General features: G+C 50.9%; 9 protein-coding genes. All 9 read left to right on the forward strand.

Annotated elements, in window-relative coordinates; all coding sequences use genetic code 11:
• Positions 1–305: 305 nt before the first annotated feature.
• The gene (locus ACYU8Y_RS25245) at positions 306–857 is read left to right on the forward strand and encodes an RNA polymerase sigma-70 factor (RefSeq protein WP_460940940.1); all 552 of its coding nucleotides are present in this window, start codon (positions 306–308) and stop codon (positions 855–857) included.
• Between the two features lie 455 nt (positions 858–1,312).
• Entirely contained in the window at positions 1,313–2,215 is a 903-nt protein-coding gene (locus ACYU8Y_RS25250; protein ID WP_460940941.1) for a FecR family protein, read from the forward strand.
• A 119-nt stretch (positions 2,216–2,334) separates the two neighbouring features.
• Complete coding sequence (locus tag ACYU8Y_RS25255; RefSeq protein WP_460940942.1) at positions 2,335–5,742, forward strand: SusC/RagA family TonB-linked outer membrane protein; 3,408 nt, start codon at positions 2,335–2,337, stop codon at positions 5,740–5,742.
• Positions 5,743–5,766: 24 nt separating this feature from the next.
• A complete protein-coding gene (locus tag ACYU8Y_RS25260) occupies positions 5,767–7,362 on the forward strand; it encodes a SusD/RagB family nutrient-binding outer membrane lipoprotein (protein WP_460940944.1) in 1,596 nt (531 codons plus the stop codon).
• A 70-nt stretch (positions 7,363–7,432) separates the two neighbouring features.
• Complete coding sequence (locus ACYU8Y_RS25265) at positions 7,433–7,885, forward strand: c-type cytochrome (RefSeq protein WP_460940945.1); 453 nt, start codon at positions 7,433–7,435, stop codon at positions 7,883–7,885.
• An 11-nt stretch (positions 7,886–7,896) separates the two neighbouring features.
• Entirely contained in the window at positions 7,897–9,369 is a 1,473-nt protein-coding gene (locus ACYU8Y_RS25270) for a PQQ-dependent sugar dehydrogenase (protein WP_460940946.1), read from the forward strand.
• A gap of 227 nt (positions 9,370–9,596) precedes the next feature.
• Positions 9,597–10,871 (forward strand): amidohydrolase/deacetylase family metallohydrolase, encoded by a 1,275-nt coding sequence (locus ACYU8Y_RS25275; protein WP_460940947.1) that lies wholly within the window; start codon positions 9,597–9,599, stop codon positions 10,869–10,871.
• A gap of 103 nt (positions 10,872–10,974) precedes the next feature.
• Positions 10,975–11,709 carry a carbohydrate-binding family 9-like protein gene (locus ACYU8Y_RS25280; RefSeq protein ID WP_460940948.1) on the forward strand — a complete coding sequence of 245 codons (735 nt, stop codon included), beginning with the start codon at positions 10,975–10,977 and terminating at the stop codon, positions 11,707–11,709.
• A gap of 61 nt (positions 11,710–11,770) precedes the next feature.
• Positions 11,771–12,244 (forward strand): RidA family protein, encoded by a 474-nt coding sequence (locus ACYU8Y_RS25285; RefSeq protein ID WP_460940949.1) that lies wholly within the window; start codon positions 11,771–11,773, stop codon positions 12,242–12,244.
• The last annotated feature ends 5 nt before the right edge of the window (positions 12,245–12,249 follow it).

Genomic DNA, 12,249 nt, shown 5'->3' on the forward strand with positions numbered 1-12,249 from the left:
TCCGCTAGCCACCGTTCGAGTACGGCAAAGGTCATCCTCGGCCCGCTGGCTGGCAGTCTTATCACCATCCTACAGATTGAGCAATAAAGCCAGGGTTCGTAGAAACATGGAGCGCTGTTACCTAGAAAGCTGGTAATTGGTATGCCTGCTGAGCCTCGGCGCGCAGGCAAGCCTTCGTTAATAGTCAAACTTGATGCCAGGAGGATAAAATTCTGTTAAATTTAATTACGAACTAATAATAGGCTGTCATTAACCAGAAAAAACAGCTATTATTGTTGTTATGTTGCTAGAGGTATCCTATTTGTATGGACAATAAACAAAGTGACCTACACCTTATTTACTTGATGAAGGAGGATGATAGTAAAGCTTTGGACTGTCTTTTCCGAAAGTATTATGCCCCACTCTGCCGGTTTGCGGCCCAGCTTTCCAAACGGGATGATATCGCTCAGGAAATTGTCGCCGATGTGTTTGTCAGGCTTTGGGAAAAGCGTAAAACCCTGAATCTTCAATACCACGTAAGAAGCTACCTGTACAAAGCAACCCGGTATACCGCCATTAATTACCTGCACCATGAACTGAAGGAGTTCGATGAGTTAGATGATACCACGCAGGACGAGACGTATACGCCCCTGGATACGATGTTGTTTCAGGAACTGGAGGTGTATTTAGCGAGTCGGATTGACCAACTGCCCGAAAAAAGACGAATCATTTTTCAGTTAAACCGATTTGAGGGGTTTACCTACAATGAAATTGCGGATATCCTGAATATTTCGGTGAAAACCGTTGAGAATCAGATGGGGCAGGCCCTTAAGCAGCTACGAGTACTCTTTAATCGCGTTGAACAACCTATCAATTAAAACGTCGTCCGGACAACTGCCCCTCCCGATGTCGCCGGACGATTTTTCCTACCACTCTCTTCCCGCTATCGGATAAATCCTTGGCCAGCCGTGTGAAGTTACTCGCCCGTACGGTATTCGTCGAATCGATGCATTCAGACGTTCTGGATCGTTAACGCAACTTGCCAAACGAGCCCCTGCATTTACGACAATGAATACGTTATTGACAGAAGCTCTATCGTATTTATTACGCGCTAAATGAGGCACGGTCAAAAAGTTTGAAAAAATAATTTAGGTTGAGTAGGGGTACGCCTGCTTTTTTTTTGTCTTACTACCAGAAAGTGAAAAATTACATGTCTGACACTACGCCATGGGCTTTACTTGCAAAATATTTATCTGGTGAATGTAGTCAGGATGAGCGGCTACAAGTTGAGCAATGGCTGGAAACTCCTGAAAACTTTACGCTTTTTCAAACGATGGAAGCTGCGTGGAGAAAAGTTACTCCGCTCAGGGAAGATAAACGGTTTCCTATTGAAGAAGGACAAAATCTGCTTCGGGCTAAACTGGAGAAGTCCCGCGTAGACCAGCCACAACCTAACCGATTTCCCGTCAAGCCGATTTATAAATGGGTCATGGCCGCCAGTGTTTCCGTGTTATTACTGGTATCCGTCTTTTGGAAAAACCAATCAGGCCTTTCATTAAATAGAAAATCAATTCGGACTATAGAGCAAATTAGCCAGGCTGGTCAACGGAAGCAGGTCCGGCTGCCGGATGGATCATTGGTCTGGTTGAATGAAAACAGCAGCCTTCGGTATCCGGAAACGTTTGCTACTGGCCAGCGTACGGTTATGCTCACCGGAGAAGGGTTTTTTGAGATAGTACCCAATAAAAAGAAACCCTTTGTGGTGCAGAGTGCAGGGCTGGCAACGCGCGTTCTGGGGACATCGTTTAACGTCAAAACATATGCCGACAAATCCGTTGCCACCATTTCGGTCGCCACGGGCAAAGTAGAAGTGAGTAAGGCAGCGGGAACCCGCTGGGAAAAGATAGCCCAGCTAATTCCGAAGCAACGAGTCGTTTTCGACCGGAAAAATGAAAAGACGTATATAGATACCGTTAGTATTTCGTCCATTGCAGCCTGGCGTATGAATAGCCTGAATTTTCGGAACAGTTCGATGGCTAACATTATCCAGACTCTCGAGAGTCGTTATAACATTACGATTGAACTGGAAAATGAAGCCTTGAAACGATGTACGATTATGGCCAGTTTCGAGCCTCAAGCCAGCCTGAAAGAGGTATTATCGTTGCTCAGTCTATCCGCTTCATTCCAGTATAAAATAGAGGGCAGCGTGGTGAAGATTTATGGCGGAGGCTGCTAGTAGATAAGTAGTGAAAAATGCGTTTGCTTTTGATGTAAAAAACTGAAAATCAGTTTTTTAGGATTGCTTTTGCCTATACGTAACGTTACACCCGTTTCTTAACCTCTTATTTTCATGCTATGCTATCAGCACAACCACTCATGCTAACCGATTTGTTACAGCGCTATCGACGGCGAGTGCCGCTACTCGTGTGGGTAATTTGGGGGTTGATTAACCCAGCAGGAGCTTCGGGTCATGTGCTCTATCAAACCATCGATGAATACAAAATTTCATTGACCCTGAAGGAGGCCAGCTTGCAGGAGGCTTTCATTGCCATTGAAAAGAAAAGTCCTTTCAAGTTTATCGCTAGCGTCGATCGACTGAACAGCCAGAAAAAAATTTCCTTAACGCTGGAAAAAACCTCTGTGAAGGAAGCCCTGAACGCTATTTTAAAAGGCACGGAATTAGTTTTTACGCAGGTTAAAACAAATATTATCATCACGGCAAAAAGCGCCGGGACGGTTCCCCCGAAAGCGATCAATCTGTCAGTCGTCCAGCCGGAACGGGCGGTCAAAGAAGTCGATGGCACGGTTAAAGACGATAAGGGTACCCCACTGCCCGGCGTTAATGTGCTCATTAAAGGAAACAGCCGGGGCACAGCCACGAACGCCGACGGGCGCTATTTCATTACCGTAGACGACGAAAACACCACGCTCGTTTTCTCCTACATCGGTTACCGGAGCCTGGAAGTGGTTGTTCGGGATCGCTCGGTCATTGATGTGACCATGAGTGAAGAGGTCACCCAGATTGGGGAAGTCATCGTGACGGCCCTGGGACTGGAAAAAGATACCCGTAGCGTTACCTACGCAACCCAGAATATTACGGCCCAGGAGCTTAACAGCGTCAAGGATCCAAACCTGATCAACACGCTGGCGGGAAAAACGGCCGGGGTCGTAATCACCAAAGGCAGCGGAGGCCCCGGCTCATCGGCCCGGGTGCTTCTGCGGGGCAATAAATCCATTACGGGCAACAACCAGCCCCTGTATGTGATCGATGGAATTCCGATGAACAATGCGATGGGTACGCAGGGAACGACCTTGTTTGGGGCTACGGATGGTGGAGATGCCATCTCGAACCTGAACCCGGAAGACATCGAGAGCATGCAGATCCTGAAAGGCGCTTCCGCAGCGGCCCTATATGGTAGTCAGGCGGCCAACGGGGTTATTCTGATCAGCACCAGGAAAGGCAAAAAAGGAACGGCTAAAATTGATTTCTCGTCCACGGCCACGTTTGAAAACCCGATCGGTCTGCCGCAGACACAAACCGGCTACGGCCAAACCTCACCCGGTGTTAACGATAGCTGGGGAGCTAAAATCACCAATGGCAGTAATCGCCACATCCGCGATTTCTTTCGGACAGGCACCAATTACCTGAACAGCCTTTCGGTTTCGAATGGCAATGATGTCAGCCAGTTTTACATCTCCTACGCCAATACGAAGTCGGGCGGCATTGTTCCGAAAAATGACCTGACCCGCCACAATATCAATCTGCGGGGAACGACGCATCTGCTTAACAACAAGCTGACACTGGATGGCTCCGTCAATTACATCGAGCAGAAAGTATATAACCGGCCGCAGTCTGGCTTTTACTACAGCCCGATCTTTAGTCTGTACTTGTTTCCCAGTGGGGACGACATGGCTAAGTACAGTGGGAACAACTTTGAAGTCTGGGATAAGGACCGGATGATGTACGTTCAAAACTGGCCCTACATTCGGAATGAAGCCAGTTCCAACCAGAATCCGTACTGGATTCAGAACCGAAACCAAAGTGACCTGTTCCGGAATCGGACGATCTTTTCCTTTACCGCAAAATATGCCGTCAGAGACTGGCTCACGCTGCAGGGCCGGGCTACCTACGACAAGGTGACGGATACCTACGAACAACGGATTTACGCTTCCTCCGACCCGGTTCTGGCACATGCCAACGGTGGCTACGCCAAAAGTATCACCAACAATGATCAGCTCTATTCCGATGTGCTGCTAACCGGCACCAAGGACCTGAACAGGAACTTCTTTCTGTCGGCAACGGTAGGGTTCAGCAATACGCAGAACGGCTTAACCAGCGTCAGTCTAAGCAGTACGTCCCAGACCGGCCTGTCTTATCCCAATTTCTTCTCCGTCTACGGCCTGCAGGGTTTGTTTAATTCCGCCGAAAGCGAGCAGAACCGGCTGAGTCAGGCCCTGTTCGGCACGGCAACCCTGGGGTATAAAGAAACGCTGTTTCTGGATCTGACCGCCCGAAACGAATGGTCTTCAACCATCAAACAAGCTTTCTTTTACCCATCGGTGGGCTTATCGTACGACTTAACGGAAACGGTTAAATCGACCAATGTTGTGTCATTTGCCAAACTACGGGCTTCGTACGCCGAGGTCGGAAACGCACTGCCGTTCGGGGTAGCTAACCTGACACCACCGTATTCGCTGGGAAACGACGAAAACGTCAATGCAAGAGGAACGCTGCCTTACTTCAGCGGCACGGATACGACCCGGTTAAAACCCGAACGGACCCGCTCTTACGAATTCGGGACGGAATTGAAGCTGTTCAAAAATCGGCTGAGTGTTAACCTGACCTATTACAACGCAACGACCTACGACCAGGTATTTCAAATTGCGGCCCCGGCGGGCTCGGGGGCGGCTAACTTCTGGATCAACGGCGGAACCATTCGGAATATGGGCGTGGAAGCCATTGTGGGCTACAATGCCGAAATGGGTGGGCTACGCTGGTCGCCAACGGTTAACTTCTCCCGGAACATCAACCAGATTCGTGAACTGAGTACGCTTCTGAACGCCGAACGGTTCGTGCTAACCGATGCGGGTAATACGCGGCTGGTGTCGCTTTTCCTGACCCGGCCCAAAGATGGTCATTACGGCTCCTACGGCGATTTATTTGGCCGCACGTTCCAGTACAATGAAGACGGATCGCTGAAAGTTGACAGCCAGGGGCTACCCGTATTGTCGGCTCAGCCGGATCAGTATGTGGGCAATGCGAACCCTAAATTTCTACTGGGTTTCAACAACCGGTTTGCCTACAAAAACCTTTCGCTGTCTTTCCTGATCGACAGCCGATTTGGGGGCAAAGTCGCTTCGATTACCGAGCAATGGCTGGATTTTAAAGGCTTATCGAAGCGGACAGGGGATGCCCGTGACAACGGCGGGGTTATGGTAAACGACAAGCTGATCGACGCCAAGTTGTATTACTCGTACATATCGGGAAAAGGCGACCGGTCGGCGGCCGCCGAAAAGTACATGTTCGACGCAACGAACGTGCGGTTGCGCGAGCTGGCCCTGGGCTATACACTGCCGAAGTTCAGCAAAGCCATTAAAGACATAAATCTTTCCCTGGTGGCCCGTAACCTGTTCTTCTTCTACAAAAATGCACCCTTTGATCCGGAGGTCAGCATCACCTCCGCCAACGGGTTGCAGGGCATAGAAGGCTTCAATCTACCGGCCACGCGCTCATACGGTGTTACGCTTCGGGCCTCTTTCTAAATACGACTACGCTATCTCGGAATCATGAAATCGATCGCAACGAATTCTATACGGCATACACTGGTCCTGGGGGTAGGCTTGCTGGTCTGGGTGGCCTCCTCCTGTACAGACTACATGGAAACCCTGAATCAGGATAATAAACTGATTACGGATAAGCAACTGGAAGCGGATGCCAATGAAGGCGGAATTCTGCTGCCGCTGATGCAGAACCGGATTGTGGCTACGGTTACGGGAACCTACCAGTTACAGCAAAATCTGAATGCAGACGTGTATTCGGGTATGCTGATGACGCCCACCCCTTTCCTGGACAATAAAAACAATACGACCTATTCCCTGGTCGATGGCTGGAATGGTACGGTCTGGAGTGGCCCCGCCGTCGGGGTGCTGGATCAATGGTTGCAGATGAAGAAGAAGGGATTTGATACCAAATACCCGGATCTGTACGCCATTGCCCTTATGCTTAAAGTCGCGGCTGCGCACCGCATGGTGGATGTGCTGGGCCCACTGCCGTACACTAAATACGGCAGCGGCAGCGAAGTCGCCTTCGATTCTGAAGAAGAAGCGTACAACGCCTTTTTTGCCGAACTCGATCAGGCCATTAAAACCCTGACGGCCGCCGAAGATGCCAATCCATCTGCGGATTTGATTCGCTTTGCCAAATTCGATAAAACCACGTACGCGGGTGATTACAAACAATGGGTGAAAATGGCTAACACGCTTCGTCTGCGACTGGCGATCCGGATTGCGAAAGTAAGCCCGGCCAAAGCCAAAACGGAGGCCGAAGCCGCCGTTAGTCATAAGTGGGGCGTATTGGCCGACGGTGATAAATCATTTCAGGTCATTCCGACCAACACCCACCCCCTGGAACAGATTACGTACTCCTGGTCGGATATCCGGCTGGCCGCACCGGTTGAAACATACCTGACCGGCTTTAACGATCCTCGCCTGCCGTATTACGCCGTCGGCGCTAAAGATGCCGCCGTGGCAGGCCAGATCAAAGGCATTCGGGCGGGCGTCGTGATTCCGGAGAAAGGCCGCTACCAGGGCTACTCCGAACTGCTGTTTACCAAAACGACGCCTATCAAAATTATGGACGTTGCCGAAAGTTACTTCCTGCGGGCCGAAGGCGTTCTGCGCGGCTGGAACATGGGCGGTGGTTCGGCTAAAGATTTCTACGAAAATGGGATTCGGCTTTCGTTTAAAACCCTGGGCGCGGCTGGCGTGGATACGTACCTGAATAGTGTGAGCACACAAACGCCCTACGTAGACCCGAAAAATGCAGACAATAACTCGCCCGCATTGACCACCATCACGGTGAAATGGGAAGACGGTGTCAGCCTGGAACGGCAGCTCGAACGGATCATTACCCAAAAATGGATTGCCATCTGGCCCGAAGGCGTGGAAGGCTGGTCTGAGTTTCGCCGAACCGGGTATCCAAAGCTCTACCCGGTCAAAGTCAACAACAGCGGGGGTGCGGTTCCGGATGGCGAATTCATCAAACGGCTGGTGTACCCCACCATCATTACCAACGCTAGTAAAGCCGCCGTCGATGAAGCGGTCAAAAAGTACCTGGATAATAAAGATAGTCCCTTTACGCCGATCTGGTGGGATGTCGATTAGTTGGTATGGGCAGACCCAGATCTCCCGCTAGGCTGCCACCCTTTCCATTCAAATAACTGATTAGTAGTATATGCGTAGTCGAGTAATCATTCCTTTTTTAGTGCTGGGCAGCCTGGGCGCGTTTGCGCTAAGTTCGTTCACGGCGGGTAAGTCCCCAAAGCCAGAAGCCGTCACAACGGCGACCGATACGGTGAGTCGATGGAAAGCGCCAGCTTGGGCCGACACCTTAAAAAGCCCCTTTCCGTATGAACCCCTGACCATTCAGCAGGGCGAAGAGCTGTACAATTTATACTGTGCTTCCTGTCATGGCGAAACGGGTTATGGCGACGGGGCAGCGGGCAGAGCCCTGGGGGCGACACCGGCCAATTTTCACAGCAATCCGGTAAAAAGCCAGAGCGACGGTATCTTGTTCTGGAAACTCTCGACGGGTCGGGGTAATATGCCCGCTTTTAAAGAAGCCTTCGGCGACGAACAACGCTGGCAGCTGGTTGCCTATCTCCGAAAATTATCCAATTCCAATTAGTCTTTTTCAACATGAAACTCTCAACGCTGTTTCTGCTAAGAGCCAGTCTGCTCAACCTGGCGCTCGCCAGTTCGGGACTGATTATGGCTCAGACCGCTACCGTGCAACCGACCCTGCCACCGGTTGCCCTGCGCCCGGATGTTAACGTCGAACATTACATGAAAGTCGTGCCCGAAGCCGTACGACTTATCCGGAATCCTGTCACTGGTGCTGTCTATTACACGACATTTACCGGCGAGGTATACCAGATCGTTGAGTCGCCGGGGCAGGCCCCCACTTCTCAAAAAGTTTTCTCCGCAGAAGACCACGGCATCACCCGCTTGCAGGGGGCTGCTTTTCTAAAGAATACCTTGTTTTTAGCCGGCAACATCAGCGTGAACAACAACAAAGGCACCAAAGGCCGGATGGTTCGCTACGACATGCAGAAGGCAGGAAAACCCGAGATGACGGAAGTGTTTAACACCGTGGAATATGGTACCAATAAAACAACCTTTGATCACGGCTGGAATGCGCTGGAAATCAGTCCGGATCAGAAATACGTGTATGTGAACACGGGTGCCCGCACCGACCACGGGGAAGTCCAGGATAATGGGGGCGTGTACCCAAACGCACGCGACAATGCGCTGACGGCCCGGATTTTCCGGTTCCCGGTGAAGGCCAAAAACCTGCTGTTGACGAATGATGAAGCCAAGCTCAAAGCCGATGGCTACATCTACGCCGAGGGTATCCGGAACGCCTACGACATGGCATTTGACGCCGACGGTAAGCTGTTCGCGGTGTCGAACTCCGGCGATTATGACCATCCTGAAGATATGTTCTGGGTGCGGCAGGGACGTCATTACGGCTTTCCCTGGATTATGGGCGGCATTGACAACCCACAGCAGGACCCCAACTGGCAGCCAAACCCCGATAATGATCCGTTTATGAGCAAATTTGCCCATGCCTGGCTGATGCGCTACTTCCGGAATGACCCCGAATTTCCCAGGAAACCACAGGGGGTAACATTTACACCCTCTGTACAAAACCTGGGTCCCGATGCAAATGAATACCGCGACCGGGCAACCGGTAAGGTGATGGATGGCGACTCAACGGGTGTAACGATTGGTACCTTCAATGCGCACAGCTCTCCGCTGGGCTTGTTTTTTGACATCCACGACGAACTGGGAAGCGACCTCCAGGGCGATGGTTTTGTGATTCGGTATGCAGGGGGAGGTAAAAACGGCGCCAACAATCCAAATCCGCTGCGCAAACAAGGCAAGGACCTGTTGCATTTGCACCTGCTCTACGACAAAGCTGCTGATAACTATAAAGTCAAGACAACCCGGATTGTCAACGGCTTTACCAGCCCCAGCGATGCGCTGCAAATTGGCAATACGGTCTATGTGATCGAATATGGCGGCAAAGCTGGCGGAGATATCTGGAAAATCACGCTGCCCGCCAACGATAAACTAGCCAAGCGGAAAGACAAAAAGCAGAAGGTTTAAGCAGCTATTTAAATTTTTCTACGATAAGGTAAAAGCAGTGATTTTGTCATGCTGACGAAGGAAGCATCTTAAGGTAGCCTAACACGGGGATGATGATACCCTAAGATGCTTCCTTCGTCAGCATGACAAAAATGCTCATCCAATAAAATTTTAGACGGTCTCTAACGGAATCAGAAAAGCCCCTCCCGCAACTCAGATGGAGCCGGGCACCAAACGAACTCTTATCGATGAAGCGATTTATTTTCTTTGTGTTTACCTTACTCAGTGAACTGGCACTGGCTCAGGACTACGCTGTCGTTATCAAAGGCGGCCATGTAATTGATCCCAAAAACGGCATCGATGCTATCATGGATGTGGCCATTGCCGATGGTAAGATTGCGAAAGTTGCTAAAACGATCGATGCAAAGGGGGCCCGGCAGGTGGTCAATGCCAAAGGGCTCTACGTAACGCCCGGACTGATCGATCTGCACACCCACGTGTTTTTCGGCACCAACCTGGATCAGACTTACAGCAACGGCCCCAATGCGCTGCCCCCCGATGTGTTCACCTTTCGCAACGGAGTAACGACCGTTGTGGATGCGGGCTGCTCGGGCTGGCGCGATTTCGAAACGTTTAAAAAACAAACCATCGACATTTCCCAGACGCGGGTACTCGCCCTGTTGAATATTGTGGGTAGTGGGATGCGGGGCAGCCAGTTCGAGCAGAACATCGAGGACATGGATTCCCAGAAAACGGCTGAGATGGCCAAACGCTACCCCGACCAGGTAGTAGGGGTCAAGCTGGCCCACTTCAACGGTCACGACTGGACTCCGACCGACCGGGCCGTAGAAGCGGCTAAGCTGGCCGATGTGCCCGTTATGATTGATTTTGGGGGTAGCAGACCGACCTTGTCTATCGAAGAACTGTTTCTGAAACATCTGCGTCCGGGCGATATTTACACGCACTGCTTCGGCCAATTGGGAAGCCGGGAGCCGATTGTGGATGTGGCGACCAAACAGGTTAAGCCGTTTGTCTGGGAAGCCCAGAAGAAAGGCGTTCTTTTTGACGTAGGCTACGGCGGCATCAGCTTTGCCTTCTCGCAGGCCATTCCGGCCCTAAAAAGTAACTTTTATCCCAACACAATCAGCACCGATATTCACACGGGCAGCATGAACAACGCCATGAAAGACATGTTGAACGTGATGTCGAAATTTATGGCCATGGGCATGGATTTGCCAAGCGTGATCAAAGCCAGTACCTGGTCTTCGGCGCAAGCCATCAAACGGCCCCAACTAGGCCATTTAACCGAAGGGTCGGTGGCCGATGTCGCCATCCTGAATCTGGAAAATGGTCGTTTTTCGGCTCGTGACGTCACGCCTTTCGGCTTTTTTGATTATACTGGCTATAAAGTGGAGGGCAAACAAAAGCTTAGCTGCGAGATGACCATCCGGAATGGAAAAATCGTCTACGATCTCAACGGTATTGCCAATCCAGTGGTCGTCACCCAGCGCCCGCGCTCGTAGGCGGCATCTGCGCTTGACAGTCTACGCCTTTTACCCAGTTAGTGCAAAAAATACAACAAAACCACAGTCTCTACTTTAAGCGCTCCCGGAGTGCATACACGATATGGTCTTTCGCCCGCTAGTTTCGTTTCGGCTCGTTATCCTTTGCTTCGTCGTAGTCATTGGCGCTCACGCCCAGGACACTGGCCAGCTTGTTGTCAGGAAGACCACTGATTTTACCCTCACGGGCAACGGGTCAGCCAGCAATTGGGCCAAAACGGAGTGGGTACCTATCACCGTACAGGAGTCGTCGGGTAACGCGCTCGCCACGCGGGCTAAACTTTTGTACTCGGATACAGGGGTCTATTTTTTATTTTTCTGTGAAGATCAGAAACTTAGCGCTACCCTCACCGAAGATTTCGCATCTTTATTTAAAGAGGACGTTGTGGAAGTGTTTCTCTGGCCCGATCAATCCGTCCCTATTTACCTGGAGTATGAAATTTCGCCCCTGAACTATGAACTGGCGATCCTGGTCCCCAACCTGAACGGAAAGTTTCAGGGCTGGCGACCCTGGCATTATCAGGGCGCCCTGCAGACAAGGCACCAAACCAGTGTGCAGGGTGGCGAGAAAAAAAGCCTGTCGCCCATCAAAAGCTGGATGGCCGAGTTCTTCATTCCCTATCGCCTGCTGCAACCGCTTGTTCAGACGACACCCAAACCGGGTAGCCAATGGCGGGCCAACTTGTACCGAATTGATTATGACCAGGGCTACACAACCTGGACCTGGCAAAAAACAACGCCCAAGGCACCCGGTAATTTTCACGAATTCAAAAAGTTTGGCACCTTGATTTTCGAATAATCGGGTCTGCCAGCTATCCGTTTACGTTCTTATCAATAATCCTTTAATTTTTATACTACTTATGCAAACACAGCGCCGTTCATTACTCAAACGATTATTTGCTTCCGCTGCCGGCGTAGCCGGTCTGGGTCTTACCACGACAAAAGCTGCCAGTCAGCAGGAGCCAGCCCCCGTGACCGAAAAAGAAGCCTATAACGTGGTGAATCACCAGGACGTACCTCTTTTCTCGGGGTCTACTAAACTTGGTAACCTAGTGTTTGTGGCCGGAAAAGGGTACCATAAGGAAGGCGATATCAAAATCCACACGGACGAGGTACTTAAAGAACTGGAAAAAGAACTCGTTAAGGCGGGCTCATCCATGGAAAAAGTGCTGAAAGTAACAGTATTTCTGCACGACCTGAACGACTACAAAGCCATGAACGAGGTGTATAAAGGACGATTCGGCAGCAAGCCGCCCGTACGGACTACGGTAGCCGTGTATGGGGGCGTTCCCGGCGATTCGCTGGTTGAAATGGACTGCATTGCCTACATCTAATCCCC

Source organism: Spirosoma humi (assembly GCF_054776575.1).